This is a genomic window from Shewanella waksmanii ATCC BAA-643 (genome assembly GCF_000518805.1).
In the GTDB taxonomy this organism is placed as follows: Bacteria; Pseudomonadota; Gammaproteobacteria; order Enterobacterales; family Shewanellaceae; genus Shewanella; species Shewanella waksmanii.
Genome location: NZ_JAEH01000006.1, coordinates 58,070 through 77,407, shown reverse-complemented (window position 1 = coordinate 77,407; position 19,338 = coordinate 58,070). Strand labels below are relative to the sequence as shown.

Genomic DNA, 19,338 nt, shown 5'->3' with positions numbered 1-19,338 from the left:
CGAAGTGATCTACCGCTTAAAGTAACCGACACTAACAACAAAAAGCCCTAACAGGATTGTTAGGGCTTAAATTCATTAGAAATTATAGGTGACATTCACGCCAATGTTACGCGGATCAACCACAGCATCGTAACCATTGGGATACCAAGCGCTAGGTGGATCCGTTACCGTTACCGCCTGTTCGTCAAATAGGTTGTTAACAAATGCACTGACTCGCCAAGCGTCATTGATGTAATCAACGTTGAAGCGACTAATCACATAGTCACCCGCTTTGAGTTCTTCAGTATTGGCGATATCTCCCTGGTATTCGCTGACATAGTTAGCCGAAATACCAAAACTAAACTCATCATTTAACCAATACTTTAGGCCCAAATTGGCCGTTAAATTGGGAGCTGAGCTCAATTCATTGCCAATGATGTCACCAAATTCCGGTGCTGCCGCTTTAATCTCACTTTCAAGTAGTCCCAAGCCCGAAGTTAACTGTAGATCGTCGGTCAACATGGCGGTTAATTCCGCTTCAGCGCCATAGGTTACCGCTTGGTCTACATTAGTGATTCGACGTTGCGTATTTGATGCTTGATAGCCATCGAAGTCATTGTAAAACACATTGGCACTGAGGTTCACATCACCATTGGCAAAGCTACTTCGGGAGCTAAATTCGTAAGTATCTACTGACTCTTCATCATAGTAATAGTAGAGGTTTTCGCGAGATAAGGCGCCGCCACCTGCGTTGTAACCGCGTCGAGCACTCAAAGCTAATGTTGTGGTATCCGTGACCAGATATTGCAACACGAGCTTGGGCAACGTCACGGTGTTGTCAGTATCAAGATCTTCATTGATGACCCCGTCACCACTACTCATAACAAAATTACGATTCTGCTCATCCTGCATCACTCGACCGCCGACAGTTAACCGCCATTGGTCTGCAAAACCATAAGTTATTTCACCATAAACAGAAGCTGAGGTACTGGTATCATCACCATGATAAGCAAAGCCGCCAACACTGACAAAATCCTGTTTACGTTCAAAATAGGCTAAACCTAAGAAGCCATTGAATTCCGGATCATCAAGGCCAAAGGTGTATTTTCCATCAAGTGTGTAACTCTTATCATCCATCTGCACATTTTGTTGTCGAGCGGCCTGGGCCTCATAAGACTGAAACCCCCACTGATAATCCATATAAGCAACTAACAAATCTAGCGACTGGCCACTACCTAAATCATAATCGAACTTCAACGAATGAGTATCAGACTGTGTATCCATATAGCGGTGAAACATAGGCTTATATTGCCAGGGATCTTCACCATCGTAATACTTTCGACCCGAGCTACCTTTCTCTTGGTTATAGGCATAGGTATACATGACCTTTAGCGCATCTAATGCCGCCGGCTGCCAGAGCATTTTTGCCCGTAAACGGCTGGTTTTTAGCTCTTTTTGATCATAAGTATCTGGGTTGGTTTCATATATCACTTCTTGATTGTAATGCTCTCCATCAACATGCTGGCCGGTAATTCTTACGGCCAGTTGATCTTCAACAATCGGCCCCGACACCATAAACGCACTATCAATGAAGCTATCTTGATCTCGGTAACCCAATCGAGCTGCACCATTCCAATCAAAGGTAGGATCAAGGGTTTTGATGAACACAGTTCCACCAATACTGTTACGGCCATTAATGGTTGACTGTGGTCCTCTAAATACCTCAATCTGTTCAATGTCCCACAGACCCGTATCGCCAGTTAAGTCAGCAACAAAAGGTTCTGCCACACCATCTATTAATGTAGAAACCCGCGCTTTAGCGCCGCCGGTAAATGAGTTAAAGCCCCCTGCTGCACCATTACCCGTTACCCCACGAATATCCGGGGCGGCACCGGTTAATGCGACGATGTTGGGGATTTCAGACAGTGCGCTGGAAACTGATAAGTATTGACCGCTATCAAGCGTATCCTTATCAATAACAGAAACAGATGAGGTCGTGTCTTTTAAACTACGTTCTATTTTCTCACCGTGTACGGTAATAACTTCTATAGATTGTGTTGGTTCTGCGTCAGCCACGACTGCAGCTTGAGCAGCAGAAAGTGCTGTGCACGCCAACACACTGGTCGCGATGATGCTCTTTTTAAATACCCTGTATTCCATGGGATACCTCAGATTTCCAATGAACAAATTGTGATACAGCTTGTAAAACCGCCACAATTTACGTTAAAAATCGCAACAATGCAATTGCGAATCATTAGCATTTACATTACGATTGGTGCGGGATTTATTTTGGAAAAAGGGAAGTTAACCACATTATGTTTCAAATACTGGCATTCACTATTACGCTGTTTGGTGCCTATTTACTTTATCTCACCAGTCGCCATCAGCAGTTTCAAGCTCAGCCACTCAAGCAACGCTATCGCCTACTAGGCTACCTATTACTTGCTGCCGCATTATGCTGCTTTTATCAATCTCTTGACGGCGCACCGGCACTGTTTATGTGGTTATTTACCACAGCGACGTGCCTAACCTTGATGCCGATAGCCGCAATCCTTAGTCCATGGAGGAAAGCCAAATGAGTCGCTTGGCACAGGCAGAGAAAATACAGCCACACTGGTGGCGTAAATCTATCTTCTCAGTGTTATTGGGGTTGAGCTTAGCCTACGGTGTGATTGCCATTTTTGCTTGGTTTGGTCCTGGCGGGATTGATGCCGCGGTAAAAGTCCAATTCAATATGTGGGCAACAGCACTATTATGGTTATTGGTACTGAGCTTGAGTTTTCTATTTAAAACCGGCAACAAAACACTGATCTATTTGCTATTGGCCAACCTAGTTACCTATCTTAGCTATGCAACATTATGGTGGTTAGTATGAGAATTCGCGCAGACATTTTAAGACACTACCAAGTTATTCATACCTGGACAGGAATTATCGCAGGCTTAGTGTTATTCATCGGTTTTTATGCCGGTTCACTCACCATGTTTAAGCCGCAAATCCAGCAGTGGGCGACACCACCAACCCAAGTACTCGCTGCCATTGAACCGACTAAACTTGATCTATTGGTCAAACAGGCCTTGGCAGAATATCAATCCGCTCAGCAAGGGTTTGTCATTAATTTAACCGATAATGCTTCACCAATGTATTGGTACGAGCAGGGTGGTGGCCGCGGTATTCGCTTAGATGATGCACTGCGTCACGCCAGCCTGAGCAGCGAAGATACGCTCATCAGTACCACAAGCAGTAGCAACGAGCTTGGTAGCCTTATTGACCAATTACATCGTACCGCGGGAATTGTTGGCAAAGTCGGTCACGAAGATTTAGGAGTATTGATCTTAGGCATAGCAGCAGTGTTGTACTTTTTAGCGCTAGTTTCTGGATTGATCTTCTTACTGCCCACCTTAGTCAAAAGCTTATTTGCACTTAGATCAAATAAAGGCAGTAATCGCTTTTGGCTCGATAGCCACAACCTGTTGGGCATATTTAGCTACCCATTCCATCTCATCATCGCGTGGACTGTGGTGGTGTTTGCTTTTCATGACCTATTTTATGGTGGGCTTAGTCTTATTTATGGTGACAAGCCCTTATTTGAGCCACGCCAATCTAGCGAAGTAGTCTACCAAGTCGAGGATTTATCACCAATATCCTCCTATCTCACTAAGGCAACAGAAATGGCAAAAGATTATCAAGTGACTAAATTGGCGTTCTCTGATTTAAACAGCAATCGCCCTAGCCTAGCTATTGAAGTCGTTAGTGATAATCAAATGATGCGTGGTGGCTATAGCGATTTCATCTATATGAATCCGTATAATTTTGAGGTGCAATTTAGCACTATCAATGACAGTGAAGATGGTGCCTATGGCCCTATTGTTACCAGCTTCTTTGGCTTACACTTTGGCAATTATGCCGGAATAACGGGGCGTTGGCTTTATTTTGTCATGGGCTTAATGGGGGCAATGCTGTTTTACAGTGGTAACTTACTGTGGCTTGAAAAACGGCGAGTAAAGTCACCCACACAAACTAAGTCAAGCCGATTCATGGCGGCACTTACCGTGGGCGTTTGCCTAGGTTCCATGTTAGGAGTTGCAATCACCTTGTTATCGACCAAATGGCTGTATCTGCTTAGCAGTAATATAAACTCTCACTACTTGTGGAGTTACTATGTCATCTTTTTTGCTGCTATCGCCTATAGCTTTCTGCGCGGGGCCGCAATCAGTGCTATCCATAATCTTTATGCTTTAGCTCTAGCCTGCTTGCTCATTCCCATAAGCTCATTGCTTACCCACTACATTAGCGTCAGTGACTGGCATCAACAGTCTATGCCTGTGTCAGCAATCGATTGGGTAGCCATTATATTTGGCATTGGTTTCTATGTAATGGCTAGAAAGACCAGACAACGGGCATTACACGGTGAAGGACATAGTATTTGGGCAATCGCACCAGTCAAACATCAGCGCGAACAAGCACAAGAGCTTAACGATCAAACAGGAATAAAGGCCTAATAGCTCAGATTGCAGGGCTAACCATGTTAGTTAAGGTAACAGCATGCTAAACAGTATGCTGTTACCCATCACTTACTTATTAACGCCCGTCTTCAAAAGAAGCTGTGCCAGATTTAGATTCATAGGTGCCATCTTGATAAAGAATCGTTGCAGAGGCTTTGTGAGTCGTAAACCCTGTAATGGTAAATGAGCAAGAGGTTCCTCTTGTACCACAACTTGCAGCTTTGTCACCCCAAATCACACTACTAATCGGTTTAGCTGCACCGCTAATTCTAAATACAGCCGTTGCAGTACGTTGACCAGGAATCATCGCAAAACAATGGTTCTTGGTATAACGATCATAACCTTGTGTATCAACATAGCACTCTAGTGTTGCAGCAGAAGCCTGCGCGGCAATCATAGAACCAACTAACACCAAACCAGCAGTAATCAACTTTTTCATTTTAATTCCTTTTATAAATAGATCTAAATAAACGATTTAATGTGCGACTAGCGGCCATCTTCAAAAGACGCGGTAGCCGAAGCTGTTTCATAAGTGCCATCTTGATATAAAATGGTCGCAGAGGCTTTATTTGAAACAAATGGGCGGATAGAGAATGAGCATGAAGTTCCACTGGTACCGCAACTTGAAGCTTTATCACCCCATATCACTTTGTTGATAGGCTTATTGGCTCCACTAATGCGAAATACTGCCGTTGCAGAGCGCGCGCCCCAAACCATTGCGAAACAGTGATTTGGAGTATATTGATCATATGCTTGTGTATCGACATAACACTCCATCGTAGCAGCTGAAGCACTTTGTGCCATAAATGAACTAGCGACCAATAGACCTGCTGTAATAAATTTATTCATAACAATTCCTTTGTATCTAAATTAATATTATTAAATAGTTAATTATTAACGGCCATCTTCAAAAGAAGCCGTGGCTGATGCGGTATCATAAGTGCCATCTTGATATAGAATAGTTGCAGAAGCTTTATTTGGTACAAACGCACGAATCGTAAAAGAACAAGAAGTACCACTTTGACGACAACCTGTGGCTTTGTCGCCCCAAATAACTTTATTGATTGGCTTATTTGTACCGGTTATGCGAAAAACTGCAGTAGCCGTTCGCGCTCCCCAGACAATTGCGTCGCAGCGATCTGCTGTATAATTATCGTATGCTTGAGTGTCAACAAAACACTCCATCGTAGCCGCTGATGTTTGCAGTGAAAAAAAAGAACTGGCGACCAAAACCCCAGTAGCAATTAATTTATTCATGAAATTTCCTTTTATAATTTTATTTGGTGCTAGCGGTAACCAACACACAACTAAATTACAACAAGATGATCTAACTTCAATACAAGAATAAAAATTATTGAAAACAAATTAAATACCAAGCTAAAACTCAACAAAAACAAGAACAGTAAATCTCAAGTACTACACGACCAATACAAAATGATTAGTAGTAATGATTAAAACCTGTAGGACACATAAGCCATTAAAAAAAAAGGAATTAGTAAAAATTTGGGCCAAATTATTGTAAAACTAAATTTACAACAACCTTAAAAAATTATTTATATTGATCTAATACTCAAAAATAAAATTGGAAGTAAATTATTGCCACCCATGAATTTGAATAGTTTTAACAAACAGCGTATTCGAATAGTATTTAAATGCCCACTAAAGCGGCATCACTGCACCAACTTAGTGCGCATGGCGCTTGCAAAAAAACAACAAATCCATATTTAACAACACCTTGAAAGTTGGCACAGTTTGGGCATACCCCTAAAGAGGTATTTGATGGATTAAATTTGAGGAAGTCATCATGAGTAGAGCAATCAAACTAATTAGCCCTAAACTAGCCCACAAAATAGTTGAGGAGGTTAAACTGCAAAACTGCCTACTATCAGAAGTTGCCAAAAGACACGGCATTTCAACAAAGCTGGTATATCAGCTAGTTAGACAAAATGATCAGCAAAATAACAATGGCCAAGTCAGCCACCTAAAGTTTGAAATAAGCCAAGCCAAGAACAATCTAAAGCACTTGGTCAATGAGCTAACTCACCTACAACAATCAACGACCTAAGAGGTTATCCATAATAAGATCGTAAGTAAGGCGATAAATAACGCCTTGCATACAGTAAACCTATCCCTAAAGCGGGTATCAATAACATCAAAATGTTATTGATAAGGGCTGCACTACTGAGTGTGAGAACACTCAGTAGCAACTGCTTATAGTCAAATTCTGGCTTATTGTTGTGGCCGGTAACTGCAAGTGTTATCACGGCAAGCAGCAATAAAAAAGCCAATGACTTATATTGATTACTTTGCTGACTCTTTTGAGTGGTAGCCGGACCTACATAGCGAGGTGCGGTTGTTTGAGCTGCGTTAAACTCCGTAGCTGTACTGCTATCTGTAGCCCCCTCCACCAACCTGACAGGGCGCGGTTGCGTTGTGACTGCGCCGTCGCTCGTACCATATTGATAGCTATCGCCAATGAAGGCTCTATCTAATTGAGATACATTGTTAAATTGATGCAATGACCAAGCAGCCAAACAATACAAAAGTGCGATAACAATCGTCATCACTAGATTGCGAGCGCTGATTGTATTTACTTCTATTGCCATAGTCATCACCTACATCCGCTAAATAATCGTACCTTTTAAGGCACAGGCCATTGTAGTCATAATGAAAAGTTCACAACAAAAAATCAACAGCTCAACTATAAGCATTACAAAGTGATGCATATGTAAGAAAACTAAGTCTCTGCCACTCCCTATGCGCCCTAAAACATCAATAAAGAAAACTTGAATACTAGCCAAAAACTACGAATGTACTTTCAGAAAATTCAAAGACCCTTCAATAGTTATATTGAGAGCTGATAAAACAATAAGAAATGTCAAAGTATATATAATGATTAATGACTAAATGTAGACACATTAAAAAGAGGCCTGTGACCATTTTAGGAATGGGGATTTTATTAGGAAGTGGTGCAAATGCTAACCCAGGTCAATGGGAGCAAAGATATTGCGCTGAAAACCCAAGAGAATGTTACTGTGAATATCGTGGCGGTGTGAAGTACTGCTTAATTAAGTAACCGCAGATTGAGCGAGATAATTAACCCATCTCGCTCAATCATTTTATTCTGCCAACTTAATAAAATCGCTCAAGTCACTGATGGTAGATATGCCCTACTTTAAAATCACTTACATACCCAGTTCGCAAGCCTATTGATCCAGTTTTAATTTTTTGGCTAATGGCTCCAATGCCGCGCCTTGTAATAAAATAGAGAACAGCACGATAAAAAACACCATGTGCACAATATCAATGGAGCCTGGCACCCCTGCGGTCGCAGGTATTAACGCAAACACTATTGGCGTAGCCCCTTTTAGCCCAATAGCTGAAATCAGCATTCGCTTTTTCCAGCTTGCCTGGGTAAAAGGTAAGTAACATAGCTGTACTGCCAAAGGACGCGCAACAAACATCAGTAATGCCGCAGGTATTAACGACACCATAAATACGTTAAACAAGGTTTGTGGGAAAATCTGCAAGCCGAGAATAATGAACATCAACGACTGGGCTAGCCAAGACAAGCTATTAAAGAAGTGTTTAGATACTTCACCACCGCGACTAATGCCATTGCCGATGACAACCCCCACCACATAAGAGGCGATCAAAATATTACCGCCTAAGAGCTCACTGCCATATGCTGCAATAATAAAACTGGCCAGAATAAATACTGGAATAAGGCCATATTCTTCAAGCTTAACGTGGTTAAGTAAATAGACCGCTAACTTACCAATTAAATAAGCAAACACAATTCCGACGAATATTTGCTGCGCGAGAGTGATAGATATTGCGCTGTATGACACAACCTCTGAAGGGGCTAATGCGATAGCGGTAAGAATAGTCACCATCACTAACGCCACCGGGTCATTGGTAGCAGATTCAAACTCAAGCACGGTATCAGTTTGCTCTTTCAATTTCAGTTTTTTGGACTCTAAAATCGAAAACACCGCCGCAGCATCGGTAGATGAGACTATCGCAGCAAACAACAAGCAAGTGATCAGCTCCCAGCCCAGTATGAAGTGCAGCAGCGCAGCTAAGCTTACGGTGGTGAACAACACCCCAAATGTTGCCAGCATGCCTCCCTCTTTATAGGCCAGCTTAATACTTTGCGTTGACGTATTGATGCCCCCTACAAACACAATGATATTAAGTGCAATGGCCCCTACCGTTGATGTCAATGCCAGGTTATCGTAAACGAAATTAAACTCACCATTGCCTAGCCCTAGGCCCACCCCCCATAAAAATAAGTAGTGATGGAATGCCTAAGGTCTTCGATGGGTGATGCAGCAATATGCCAACTGCCACTAAAATCGCCACACCCAGTAAGATTATTTCGTATGTCATCAACACCTCATATAAGTTCTGCCACCTCAATTAGGGCAAAAGAAAAGACTAGTTTAGTTTATTGGAAAAGATTTAAGCTGAAAGGTATTACAACTAATCATGCTGTAACATCAAAAATTATAACACTTTAACCTTAGATTAGTGTTAAATATAGCATTTAGCTATAACAAAAAGCTCAGCCAATGCTGAGCTTTTATCTAACCTTTGGTGCCACTTTCACCGGTTTGTACAATCAGCGAAAGCGCTACTGTTCAAGCAATGCTGTCTATATGACTATGCCTGCGATGGCTTAGCCATATAAGCGCGAGCTAATAGCACTACGCCCACCAATAAGAAAGGAATACTCAGCAGTTGTCCCGCGCTAAAAGTCCATTCATCGGCATACACAGCTTGTTTGACTTTGACCATTTCGATGACAAAGCGTGAGCTGAACACCAAGACCAAAAACAGTCCAAATATCGCCCCGTAACGGCGCTTCATTTCAGTCATTTTAAATAGCATAGCCAAGCTAACAAAAATCAGTAAGTAGGCAATTGCTTCATATAACTGTGCTGGATGTCGCGGCAACAAATCCACTCGCTCAAACACGATTGCCCATGGCACATCGGTTTGCACGCCTAAAATTTCAGAATTCACAAAATTGGCCATCCGTACAAAAAAGCCAAATATTGCCGTGGCTATCGCTAAACGATCTAATAAAAACAAAAACGGCATTTTGACTTTACGATGGTAATAATAAAGGGCCAATATTGCCCCTAAACCACCACCATGGCTCGCCAACCCGCCTTCCCATATGGCAATAATCTTACCCGGATTAGCAAAGTAATAGGCAGGGTCATAAAACAGCACATGAGCTAATCGGGCACCGACAATAATCCCGACCACACAATAGATCAGCAAGTTATCCAGTGACTCAACATCAAGTTTTTCGCTGATGTAAATGCGTTTCATCACTTGATAGCCGCTGGCTATCGCAACTGCGAATAAGGCGCCATACCAATGTACGGTTAGCCCCATAAATGAAAACAATACCGGGTCAATATTCCAAATAAAATGTTCCAAAACTTAGCCTTATAAGATCTTTCAATGTCACAGCCTAGCTAAGGGAATTAGCTCCCTTAAAGCGGCGCTCAACCTGACACAGATAATACGCCAATTTTGACGTATTACTACCGCCCAGTAACGTTTATTAACGCTTTAATTTAGCTATCTATTCCACCCAAGCACAAGTACTTAATGTCGGTGTAATCATCAAGGCCATACTTGGAGCCTTCACGACCATGACCTGACTGTTTAACCCCGCCAAAAGGTGCTGCTGCGTTAGATATTATGCCCTCATTAATTCCTACCATACCAAACTCTAATGCTTCAGAGACGCGGTAAATTCGGCCTATGTCACGGCTATAAAAATAAGCGGCTAAACCGTATTCAGTGGCATTGGCCAGTGCGATCACTTGCTGTTCGGTGTCAAATACGCTAATGGATGCGATAGGCCCGAACACTTCATTGCACATCACTGGCATGGTTTCACTCACATCAGTTAGCACACAGGGCGACAGGAACTGACAGTCATCCTTTGCCGGTATTTGCCCCAACGCCAGTTTTGCGCCCATGTCGAGACTCTGTTGCACCCAATCAATTATTTGCGCCTTAGCTTGAGTCGAAATCAAAGGACCGATATTAGTGCGACTATCCAAGCCGTCACCCACAGTTAGATTGGCAGTTTGCTGTAGCAGCTGTTGCTGGAACGCTGATGCAACATCGCGATGCACATAAATACGGTTAACACTGACACAAGTTTGTCCCGCATTGCGAAACTTTGCAGCCATGACACCCGCAACCGCCGCTTCAATATCGGCATCATCAAAAACAATAAATGGCGCATTGCCTCCTAACTCCATCGACACCCGCTTGACGCCACTGGCACATTGCGCCGACAAAAGTTTGCCGACCTGGGTCGAGCCAGTAAAAGTGAACTTTGCCACGTCACTGTGTTGGGTTAATACCTCTCCAATCGCCTGGGCCTGCTCAGCGACCACCACATTGAACACCCCAGCAGGAATCCCTGCTTGCTGCGCCAGCTCCGCCAGTGCCAACGCCGATAAAGGTGTTAAAGGCGATGGTTTAACCACAAATGTACAACCCGCAGCCAATGCCGCTGCAGCTTTACGTGCAATCATCGCATTAGGAAAGTTCCATGGCGTGATTGCGCTCACCACGCCAACAGGTTGTTTGATGACCGTAATACGCTTATCCGCACCTGGCGCGGCAATGGTGTCACCATACAAACGCTTGCCTTCTTCAGCAAACCACTCGATAAAGGCTGCCCCATAGTGAATTTCACCCTTAGCTTCGGCCAACGGCTTACCTTGCTCTAAGGTCAATAATCTGGCTAGGTCGTCTTGATTGGCAATAATCAATTCATGCCAACGGCGCAATAAGCGGCAGCGTTCATTGGCGCTAAGTTGCCGCCAGTGCAGTTGTGCGCCTTTGGCTGCAACGATCGCATGCTCAGTTTGCGCGGCAGTTGTCTCGCTAACTTGAGCAATGGCTTGACCATTAGCAGGGTTATACACCGCAAACTTGTGCGCGGACTCCAGCCACTGACCATCAATATAGGCAGCAGTTTGTAATAACCGCGAATTGCGTAAACCTAGCATATTAGGACTCCGGACTAACCAACATAAACTCAACGAAATCATCGGCGGACACCGCTAACCCCAGCTGTGCTATTTGCATTTCAACCGCGGCAAGATCGGCTTCAAGCTTGGCAAGTGTCAGGGTATTATCATCGAGCAAATACACCAGTTTTTGGCTTTGGTAGTAAAAGCTCAGCACAATCAATGCCTGTTTATCATTTTGCTCGGCGCGTTGTCGCCACTGTTTCAACTGTCGATAAATACGGTTATGTAGACTCTTTAGCCGCGCGACATAATAGACTTCTTGTAAGTATTCATGATTGCGTAAACTGTATAACACGGTGCCGCACAGGCTTGCTGCCAGTATGACTCCTAGTAGGTTCCACTGGAAATTTCCGGTGGACTCACCGCTTACTGGGGCGCTTTGTCCAAACCAACTAATCAGCAAGCCACCAAAAACTAGCGATAAAATCGCCAACGCAGCAATGAATACCGCGATCACACGATTTAGCCGCTGGCGGTAACAAGCTTTATCTATTGCAATTAACTTCACTTGATATCTCAATTGGATAATTTTCAATTTGCCAAGGTTACCACGAGCGTGGGGGTTTGATTAAGCAACGATTACGCTTAGCCTCAGAGTTATACAGATTTGCTATTTGCTGATGAGGTTGGCACTTTAGGAGTTAAATAAGCGTTCACTGATACGTGATGTATCGCACAATTAGCGCACGCGGGTGATTAGAAGTAAAAACATCTAGACGTCTAAATTGACAGACGTCTGTGAATCTCATATGCTCTTCCCATAATCAAGAACCATTGCATTGAATGACAATGTGTTCCTGCAAGGAGGGCGCGGAACTGATGGTTTGCACGACTAGAATATAGAGAGAACACTTTGACAACTTCAACCACGACCTCATCGGCGAGCAACAAAGTAAGCCCATCGTTTATCGCCCTATTACCGTTATTTTTATTTTTGACTTTATTCATTGGTGCCGGAGTCTACTTCCAAAGCCAAGGGGTAGACTTTGCCTTCTATCAACTACCCAGTGTGGTCGCGATATTGCCGGCAATCATCTTAGGAATCTTACTGTCAAAGCAAAAGCTTAATCAGAGTATCGAAACCTTTATCGGTGGAATTGGCCATAGCAATATCATCGCAATGTGTCTTATCTATCTGTTAGCTGGTGCATTTGCTTCTGTTGCCAAAGCCACTGGCGGTGTTGATGCTACCGTTGCCCTAGGTTTATCACTGGTACCATCAAGTTTACTACTGCCAGGTTTCTTTGTGATTGCCGCCTTCATTGCCACCGCAATGGGGACCTCAATGGGTACCATTGCAGCAGTCGCACCCATTGCGCTTGGCGTCGCAACTGAAGCAGAAATAGGCCTTGCCGTTATGGCCGGCGCAGTGATTTCAGGGGCATTATTTGGTGACAACTTATCAATTATTTCCGACACCACCATTGCCTCAACCCGTACTCAGGGTTGTGAAATGAAAGACAAGTTTAGAGAAAACCTTATTTTTGCCATTCCAGCATCGATCATTACTCTCATCGTGTTTACCTTAGCTGGTCAAGGCCAAGCTGAAGTCGCCGCACAAGAGATAGACTTTATTAAAGTGATCCCTTACTTGACCATTTTGTTCTTAGCTGTTGCCGGCCTTAACGTATTTGTAGTGCTCACGGTAGGTATTTTACTTGCTGGGATTACCGGTTTGTTCACCATGGATTACGGTGTGATTCAGTTTGGTCAAGATATCTATGCCGGTTTTACCAACATGCAGGAGATCTTCATACTCTCAATGCTAGTAGGTGGCCTCGCGGCGCTCATGCAGCAGCAAGGTGGCTTAGCGTTTGTGAGTCAACAAATAGAAAAACTGATCACTAAGTTTTCTAAGGCTAAAGGCGAAGCATCAACTCGTGCTTCTGAGCTTGGCATGGCTGGCATTGTTGCAATGACCAATACTTGCGTAGCGAACAACACCGTATCGATTGTTGTAACAGGTGACATCGCCAAAGAGTTAGCGCAAAAGCACCAAGTCACGCCGAAACGCGCAGCCAGTATTTTGGATATATTCTCTTGTATTATTCAAGGCTTAATTCCTTACGGTGCGCAGGCATTACTGATTGCATCAACCTTCAGTATTAGTCCGCTTGAAGCCGTAACTCACGCTTGGTACTGCATGATTCTTGCTGTTGTCGCCATTTCTATTGTGATACTGCGGAAACGTACTCACTGATAACTATTTACGCAAATTGTTATCAACATGTTGGTAATCGCCTAGTTATGGCATACACTAGCTGAGATAAGGATAGCTAACTTGCCCATTACAGGCGGGGACGGAGAAGGAGAGCACTCACCATGCACTCCTTTTTTATTGCCTGATTAATGGGAGCCCTATGCAGCTGGCACAGCAACCGATCAATACTGACCTACACAAACTGGTTATCTGGATGATTTTTGGTGGTGCCATAGTCTCAGCGACCGGTATCTCAATTTGTGTATGGGCCCAATATCAAGAAATAGGTCCAGCGGTATTTGCACTACGGGCCGACTTTTTAGGCGATTATATGCGCACACCGCTGGCTTATGTGTATAACATGGCGTTAATTGTCGCGGGTTTATGCATCTTGTTGGCCATGTACGGCTTATTTTTACTTAAACTAGGGCATTTTGGCCTCTATATATCGTTTGCCGGACTCTGGGTTGGTGGCTCAATTATCTTGATGGGCGTATTTCCAATCAACTACCTCAGCGAACATCGCCTGTCCTCTACTAGTTTTTTACTTGGCACCGTAATTCTGCATTTTTTAACCTTAGCGGCGCGAATTAACCATAAAGAGATCTGCTCAAAGCGCCTATTTTTCATTAGCTCATTAGGGCTTGCCAGTGCATTGGGGCTAGTTTTTCAACTCAATTGGCAGACCTTAGACTTTGATGCCTGCATCCCACAAACCGGGGAAAATTGCTACGTGGCAATTAATATGTGGGGCCAAACTAACCTCACTATGTTGTGGTGTTTAATGTTAGCATTGACCATTAAGAAATTGACCCACACGCTACAGCAGCCTGCGCTGTAATAACTAAAGGCGACAACTTGTTGCTATGCGACTAGCCAAATACCTTGCGCTTACCGGACTATGCTCACGGCGCGCCGCAACGCGATTTATCCGTGATGGCCGAATTAATATCGATGGCCGCATCGCCAACCATATCGACACCATAAGCCTAGATCAAGATCAGCGCCAATGCCTGCAAGTCATACTCTTTGATGGTGAGCCCATAGCTGCCATTGAATCGCCGCACTATTACGCCTTCCATAAGCCCGTAGGCATTGATAGCCGCTTGCTCCCAGATAATCCTGCTAGCCTGATACACTTTCTGCCGCCCGCGCCACGTCTCTATCCTGTTGGCCGCCTAGACAAAGACTCCCACGGATTACTACTACTGACCAATGACGGTGAACTCACCCAGCGTTTGATGCACCCAAGCTTTGCCCATAAAAAGCACTACCTTGTTCAAGTTAACCGCCCCCTTGACGACGACTTTTGTCAGTTGATGGCGCAAGGGGTCAGTTACAAAGATATCACCACCCTCCCCTGCACGGTCGCAGCAACGGATGAAGACCGTTTTAGCATCACCTTAACTCAAGGGCTCAACCGGCAAATACGCCGAATGAGCCAAGCACTGGGCTATCAGGTTATTGATCTCAAACGAGTGACCATTGAATCACTGCAACTTGGCGATTTGGCCGCAGGTGAAATGCGACCGCTGACTGCGACAGAGATTACTGCGCTCAAAGGTTAATGGACTAGGCTGTGCAGCGCCCGATGGGTTATACCAATCAGTATAAACATTTAGTCACTCAGCGAGAGTTTAGCGGTTCTGAGGCAAGGCAACGAGTGAAGATCATAGTTGTTCTACGGTTAAGCTCGTTAACACAGCATCAGGACTGCTAAAACTCGCCATTCTGGCGCGTTTTTGGCTACCTACTTCTGCGTTGAATAACCTCACAAGGGAGCAACCATTGTTTCAGTGCTCACTTTGAATTAGCCGGCCTTGAATTAGTTTGCCAAAAGCGCGCTGAGTAGATCAAATTCTTATACTGATTGGTATTATGCAAATAGCAGTACCGACAGGTAAAGCAGCCAACAAAAAGGGCTTAGATTTTCACCTAAGCCCTTTATGCAAATCATGCTAATTTAATCATAGCGATTAATGCACAATTTCCATCTCTTCCAATAGGTTATCTGCATTATCTAGGTATTTCATAACCCAAAGCATATACCGGCTGTCCACTTGGATTGAACGGTTAGTTTGTGGGTCGTAACCCCAATCGCCAATGATACTTTCGTAAACGCCATCAAACAGCAGGCCGACTAACTCTGCACGCCCATTTAAGGTCGGCGAGCCTGAGTTACCACCAGTGGTATCTAGGGTTGATAGGAAGTTAACCGGTACTGAATCAATCTCCTTCATGTAGTAGTCACCGTATTGCTTATTGGCAATGAGCTCTAGCTGTTTCGCTGGCGCATCAAACGGATCAACACCCGTGTCTTTGGCTAAGATACCTTCAAGGCGAGTGAAAGGCACCGCTTTCAAACCATCTTGTGGTGAGTAGCCCTTAACATGACCCACAGTCACACGTAGGCTTGAGTTAGCATCGGCATACACTGGTTTGCCTTGCTCACGGTTATAGGCAATGATGGCGTCCATATATTGTGGGCGCACTTTCATTAGATCACCGGCAAGCTGCTCTTTCTCCTGTTCACGCTTCATGCGCTCATCATAAGTAGCAACAGCGTACTGAATGAAAGGATCTTTAGACTTTTTAAACTCAGCCACAGATTTGTCCATCCAGGCTAAGCGAGTGTCTTTATCAGACAGCTCAGTGTTGGCGTACATGTTATCTAATGTCTTGGCAAATTTAGCCTTGTCGAAGTTACTACCAATACCAAAGGCCTTATCGAACGCTGTTAAACGCTGATCTTTCGGCAATGCGGCATAACGACCCACTAAATCTGCCAATATCGCTTTATCGACACTTGCGGCATAGCGGCGCTCAATACGCTCCATACCTGAGGTAAAGCGGGTCATATCACGATCTTGATAGCCTGGTTCACGCTGCATATCTGGTAGCGCTTTTTCATTCGCTAAGCGATATAAGCGCTCAGCGGTACTCATCATGGTACTGTAACCCATGTAGCTAAGCAGTAGGTTGCGCTCTTGGCCTTGCTGACCTTTTGCGATTAGCTTGTCCAGTTGCGCTAATACTTCACCGTACTTAGCTTGGCGCTTTTTGTCGGCTTTAATCCAGTTGGCAAGGTCTTGCTCTACACCTTTGCGGTCGTCAAGCATGGTTGATTTACCATAGAACTCAATCATCGAAGTGAAGTTTTTAGCGTAGTTAGCTAAACCTGCAATGGCGCTTTCATACTTAATGCGCTCGTCGCTGCCTTCTGGTGCTGTCTCTTTGATGATATCAATAATGCGCTCACGCAGAACTTTGCCTTCTGGATAAGCCCATTCAAATTGGTTTTGTACTTCATTGGCTGTGCGATAGCGGTTAGTACGGCCAGGGTAGCCAGCCACCATAACAAAGTCGCCCTCACTCACACCTTTAGCCGATACTTTTAAGAAGCTTTTTGGCTCAAATGGCACATTGTTTTCGCTAAAATCAGCAGGCTTGCCGTCTTTAGATACGTAGGCGCGATAGAAAGAGTAGTCGCCAGTGTGACGAGGCCACATCCAGTTATCAATATCGCCACCATACTTACCTACACTACCGGCCGGGTTATACACTAAACGTACGTCACGGATCTCAAGCTGCTTAACCAAGTAGTACTCAAGCCCACCATGGAAGCTATACACCTTACAGCGGTAACCATCTTCTTGCTCACACTCGGCTACTAAGCTTTTTTCCTGTTGCTCAATACCCTTATAAAACGCGTTGCCCGTTTTACTATCTAAGCCCTTTTTCACCTTGTCAGTGACATCGACAACTGACTCGGTCACATAGATGCGCGAACCCGGTGTTGCCGGCAGTTCATCAGCAAAGCTTTTCGCTAAAAAACCGTCTTTTAGTAGGTTATTTTCAGGCGTTGAATTGTATTGAATTGAGCCATATGCACAGTGATGATTAGTCACGACTAGGCCTTTAGGTGACACAAATGATGCGGTACAGCCACCGAGGCTGATAACCGCATTCATTGGAAACTCGGTTAATTTAGAAATGGATTTAACATCAATTTCTAAGCCTTTGGCTTTCAGTTCGTCAGCCATGGCAGGAAGCTGGTAAGGCTGCCACATCCCCTCATCCGCTTGTGCAGCAAATGAAGCCGCTAGCGCTGCGGTTAACATAATTTTTTTCATGCTGTTAAGTCCGTTTTTATCGTTATTACGTCGATTGCTTGAGAATATATGCTGTCCAACTACAAAATTTAGCAATAAAAAAGTCGGGCAAGTGCCCGACTTTATCACACAACCTCATTCAACAAACAGCTAACGAGGCACAACAAACCGCAATCTAACCCGGCTTTGTTGTAAACATTTGTTATAGCGCTACCCAAAGTTGTGCCGCAATGATCACCGCACCAAGCAAACCTGCAACCGCTAAGGCTGGCGTGCCGCCACTGACTTGGTAACCCCCTAACTGCTGTTTACGCTGTCCTAACGCCATGGCAATCGGCAAGAAGATAATCATCATCACCAATGGAATTGCAGCAAAACCCAACACCTGAATGAAACCATCAGGGTAAAATAGCGCACACAATAATGGCGGTACGAAAGTGATCAACCAGGTTTTAGCGCGGCCCATCACATCATTTCTTGCTCGAGTTAGCTCGGCAATGTAATCGAACAGGCTCATGGTCACACCTAAGAAAGAGGTGATTAACGCTAAGTTAGCAAACAGATCAATGCACTGCTGCATAATTGATGACTGCGCAATAGCTTGCAGGGCTGTCACAAGTTTTGGCAATGAGCCTTCAAAGCCATGCACGGTTGCCCCACCCACAGTACCTAAAGTCACCATCAACCACAGGATGTAACACACTAGTGGAATGGTTGAACCAATGATCAACACCTTACGCAGTGACATGGCATCGCCATCTAAGTAGCGCACAATCGTGGCAATACACACGTGGAAGCCAAATGAGGTAAACACAACGGGGATCGCCGCTAACCACAAGTCACCCAGCTCAGCTTTCTCTACAATATTAGCCGATGATTCACGCAATATATAAGCGGGGCTAACTTCCGGCAATAGGAACACAACCACCAGTACAAACAGGGCGATCATCGCAGTAAATAAGATACGTGAAACTTTATCAATCCAAGCTACGCCAACCGCAATAAAGCCACCAAATACTAGGGTAAACAGCAACACTGCCGCTTTATTATCAATTTCAATGCCCATTTGATCAAAGCGTGACTCAAGCAGCGATGAGCCCCCCATCAAATACACCATCGTCAGGGCAAAGAGTAAGCTCAGCAGTGAGCCCCCCTGTAATAACTGGCCAGTTTTTCCGAGTGTTTTACCGGTTATGGCGTGGACGTTAAGCCCAACTCCCGTACGTAAGTTGATCTCTAACATCAACAAACTGGTGTAGATGGACACCCCCCAAATACACACTAAAAGTAATAGCGCGGGAATGGTACCCAAAGAAGCTGTCGCCAGAGGTAAGGCAAGCATACCGCCACCAATAGCAGTACCTGCAACAATGGCAATAGAGCCGAGGATTTTTAAGTTCACTACATTGTCCTGTCTTGATTTGTTTTAATAGTTTTGGGTCAGATTTAGAACAACGACAAGGAGGGG

General features: G+C 44.3%; 19 protein-coding genes. 7 read left to right on the top strand and 12 right to left on the bottom strand.

The window, feature by feature from the left end; genetic code table 11:
- Positions 1-75 precede the first annotated feature (75 nt).
- The gene (locus L865_RS0104090; RefSeq protein WP_028772065.1) at positions 76-2,139 is read right to left on the bottom strand and encodes a TonB-dependent receptor; all 2,064 of its coding nucleotides are present in this window, start codon (positions 2,137-2,139) and stop codon (positions 76-78) included.
- A gap of 155 nt (positions 2,140-2,294) precedes the next feature.
- On the opposite strand from L865_RS0104090, the gene L865_RS0104085 reads away from it, so the two are divergent.
- Genes L865_RS0104085 through L865_RS0104075 form a run of 3 tightly spaced genes read left to right on the top strand, consistent with a single transcriptional unit; the run spans position 2,295 to position 4,479 of the window.
- Positions 2,295-2,558, top strand: coding sequence for a hypothetical protein (locus tag L865_RS0104085; protein WP_028772064.1), 264 nt, complete (start codon positions 2,295-2,297; stop codon positions 2,556-2,558).
- Positions 2,555-2,854, top strand: a complete 300-nt coding sequence (locus L865_RS0104080; protein WP_028772063.1) for a hypothetical protein — start codon at positions 2,555-2,557, stop codon at positions 2,852-2,854. The genes L865_RS0104085 and L865_RS0104080 overlap by 4 nt, the downstream gene beginning before the upstream one ends.
- Positions 2,851-4,479: a PepSY-associated TM helix domain-containing protein gene (locus L865_RS0104075; protein ID WP_028772062.1), complete on the top strand. Its 1,629-nt coding sequence runs from the start codon at positions 2,851-2,853 to the stop codon at positions 4,477-4,479. The genes L865_RS0104080 and L865_RS0104075 overlap by 4 nt, the downstream gene beginning before the upstream one ends.
- Before the next feature lie 79 nt (positions 4,480-4,558).
- Here L865_RS0104075 and L865_RS24485 read toward each other — a convergent pair whose 3' ends face one another.
- Genes L865_RS24485 through L865_RS23090 form a run of 3 tightly spaced genes read right to left on the bottom strand, consistent with a single transcriptional unit; the run spans position 4,559 to position 5,739 of the window.
- Entirely contained in the window at positions 4,559-4,921 is a 363-nt protein-coding gene (locus L865_RS24485) for a hypothetical protein (protein ID WP_051484432.1), read from the bottom strand.
- A 47-nt stretch (positions 4,922-4,968) separates the two neighbouring features.
- Positions 4,969-5,331: a hypothetical protein gene (locus L865_RS0104065; protein ID WP_028772061.1), complete on the bottom strand. Its 363-nt coding sequence runs from the start codon at positions 5,329-5,331 to the stop codon at positions 4,969-4,971.
- Positions 5,332-5,376: 45 nt separating this feature from the next.
- Positions 5,377-5,739 (bottom strand): hypothetical protein, encoded by a 363-nt coding sequence (locus tag L865_RS23090; protein WP_037470508.1) that lies wholly within the window; start codon positions 5,737-5,739, stop codon positions 5,377-5,379.
- A gap of 547 nt (positions 5,740-6,286) precedes the next feature.
- Here L865_RS23090 and L865_RS0104055 point away from each other — a divergent pair.
- Complete coding sequence (locus L865_RS0104055) at positions 6,287-6,547, top strand: hypothetical protein (RefSeq protein WP_051484431.1); 261 nt, start codon at positions 6,287-6,289, stop codon at positions 6,545-6,547.
- A gap of 4 nt (positions 6,548-6,551) precedes the next feature.
- Here L865_RS0104055 and L865_RS0104050 read toward each other — a convergent pair whose 3' ends face one another.
- The 6 genes from L865_RS0104050 to L865_RS0104025 all read right to left on the bottom strand — a co-directional run bounded on the left by L865_RS0104050 (position 6,552) and on the right by L865_RS0104025 (position 12,066).
- Positions 6,552-7,088 (bottom strand): hypothetical protein, encoded by a 537-nt coding sequence (locus L865_RS0104050; RefSeq protein WP_028772059.1) that lies wholly within the window; start codon positions 7,086-7,088, stop codon positions 6,552-6,554.
- A gap of 600 nt (positions 7,089-7,688) precedes the next feature.
- Positions 7,689-8,762, bottom strand: a complete 1,074-nt coding sequence (locus L865_RS23085; RefSeq protein WP_342666124.1) for a cation:proton antiporter domain-containing protein — start codon at positions 8,760-8,762, stop codon at positions 7,689-7,691.
- Positions 8,737-8,874: a hypothetical protein gene (locus tag L865_RS26060; RefSeq protein ID WP_342666123.1), complete on the bottom strand. Its 138-nt coding sequence runs from the start codon at positions 8,872-8,874 to the stop codon at positions 8,737-8,739. Before L865_RS26060 ends, L865_RS23085 begins: the two co-directional genes overlap by 26 nt.
- Before the next feature lie 273 nt (positions 8,875-9,147).
- Positions 9,148-9,936 carry a prolipoprotein diacylglyceryl transferase gene (lgt, locus tag L865_RS0104035; RefSeq protein WP_028772058.1) on the bottom strand — a complete coding sequence of 263 codons (789 nt, stop codon included), beginning with the start codon at positions 9,934-9,936 and terminating at the stop codon, positions 9,148-9,150.
- Positions 9,937-10,076: 140 nt separating this feature from the next.
- Positions 10,077-11,534 carry an NAD-dependent succinate-semialdehyde dehydrogenase gene (locus L865_RS0104030; RefSeq protein WP_028772057.1) on the bottom strand — a complete coding sequence of 486 codons (1,458 nt, stop codon included), beginning with the start codon at positions 11,532-11,534 and terminating at the stop codon, positions 10,077-10,079.
- Between the two features lies 1 nt (position 11,535).
- On the bottom strand, positions 11,536-12,066 hold the full coding sequence (locus tag L865_RS0104025; RefSeq protein ID WP_028772056.1) for a DUF3087 family protein: 531 nt from the start codon (positions 12,064-12,066) through the stop codon (positions 11,536-11,538).
- A 345-nt stretch (positions 12,067-12,411) separates the two neighbouring features.
- Between L865_RS0104025 and L865_RS0104020 the strand changes: the two genes are divergently transcribed.
- From L865_RS0104020 to L865_RS0104010, 3 genes are all read left to right on the top strand, one after another.
- Positions 12,412-13,758, top strand: a complete 1,347-nt coding sequence (locus L865_RS0104020; protein ID WP_028772055.1) for a Na+/H+ antiporter NhaC family protein — start codon at positions 12,412-12,414, stop codon at positions 13,756-13,758.
- Positions 13,759-13,918: 160 nt separating this feature from the next.
- Complete coding sequence (locus tag L865_RS0104015; RefSeq protein ID WP_028772054.1) at positions 13,919-14,599, top strand: hypothetical protein; 681 nt, start codon at positions 13,919-13,921, stop codon at positions 14,597-14,599.
- 25 nt (positions 14,600-14,624) lie between these two features.
- Complete coding sequence (locus tag L865_RS0104010; RefSeq protein ID WP_028772053.1) at positions 14,625-15,326, top strand: pseudouridine synthase; 702 nt, start codon at positions 14,625-14,627, stop codon at positions 15,324-15,326.
- 408 nt (positions 15,327-15,734) lie between these two features.
- Here the strand turns inward: L865_RS0104010 and L865_RS0104005 are convergent, their stop codons facing one another.
- A complete protein-coding gene (locus L865_RS0104005) occupies positions 15,735-17,891 on the bottom strand; it encodes a S46 family peptidase (RefSeq protein ID WP_028772052.1) in 2,157 nt (718 codons plus the stop codon).
- Positions 17,892-18,072: 181 nt separating this feature from the next.
- Positions 18,073-19,272: an aromatic amino acid transport family protein gene (locus L865_RS0104000; protein WP_028772051.1), complete on the bottom strand. Its 1,200-nt coding sequence runs from the start codon at positions 19,270-19,272 to the stop codon at positions 18,073-18,075.
- Between the last annotated feature and the right edge of the window lie 66 nt (positions 19,273-19,338).

Coding starts and splice junctions, on each gene's coding strand:
- L865_RS0104050 (WP_028772059.1), bottom strand. CDS start 7,088: ATGGCAATAGAAGTAAATACAATCAGCGCTCGCAATCTAGTGATGACG.
- L865_RS0104090 (WP_028772065.1), bottom strand. CDS start 2,139: ATGGAATACAGGGTATTTAAAAAGAGCATCATCGCGACCAGTGTGTTG.
- L865_RS24485 (WP_051484432.1), bottom strand. CDS start 4,921: ATGAAAAAGTTGATTACTGCTGGTTTGGTGTTAGTTGGTTCTATGATT.
- L865_RS0104005 (WP_028772052.1), bottom strand. CDS start 17,891: ATGAAAAAAATTATGTTAACCGCAGCGCTAGCGGCTTCATTTGCTGCA.
- L865_RS0104075 (WP_028772062.1), top strand. CDS start 2,851: ATGAGAATTCGCGCAGACATTTTAAGACACTACCAAGTTATTCATACC.
- L865_RS0104080 (WP_028772063.1), top strand. CDS start 2,555: ATGAGTCGCTTGGCACAGGCAGAGAAAATACAGCCACACTGGTGGCGT.
- L865_RS23090 (WP_037470508.1), bottom strand. CDS start 5,739: ATGAATAAATTAATTGCTACTGGGGTTTTGGTCGCCAGTTCTTTTTTT.
- L865_RS0104085 (WP_028772064.1), top strand. CDS start 2,295: ATGTTTCAAATACTGGCATTCACTATTACGCTGTTTGGTGCCTATTTA.
- L865_RS0104030 (WP_028772057.1), bottom strand. CDS start 11,534: ATGCTAGGTTTACGCAATTCGCGGTTATTACAAACTGCTGCCTATATT.
- L865_RS26060 (WP_342666123.1), bottom strand. CDS start 8,874: ATGACATACGAAATAATCTTACTGGGTGTGGCGATTTTAGTGGCAGTT.
- L865_RS0104065 (WP_028772061.1), bottom strand. CDS start 5,331: ATGAATAAATTTATTACAGCAGGTCTATTGGTCGCTAGTTCATTTATG.
- L865_RS0104015 (WP_028772054.1), top strand. CDS start 13,919: ATGCAGCTGGCACAGCAACCGATCAATACTGACCTACACAAACTGGTT.
- L865_RS0104010 (WP_028772053.1), top strand. CDS start 14,625: ATGCGACTAGCCAAATACCTTGCGCTTACCGGACTATGCTCACGGCGC.
- L865_RS0104055 (WP_051484431.1), top strand. CDS start 6,287: ATGAGTAGAGCAATCAAACTAATTAGCCCTAAACTAGCCCACAAAATA.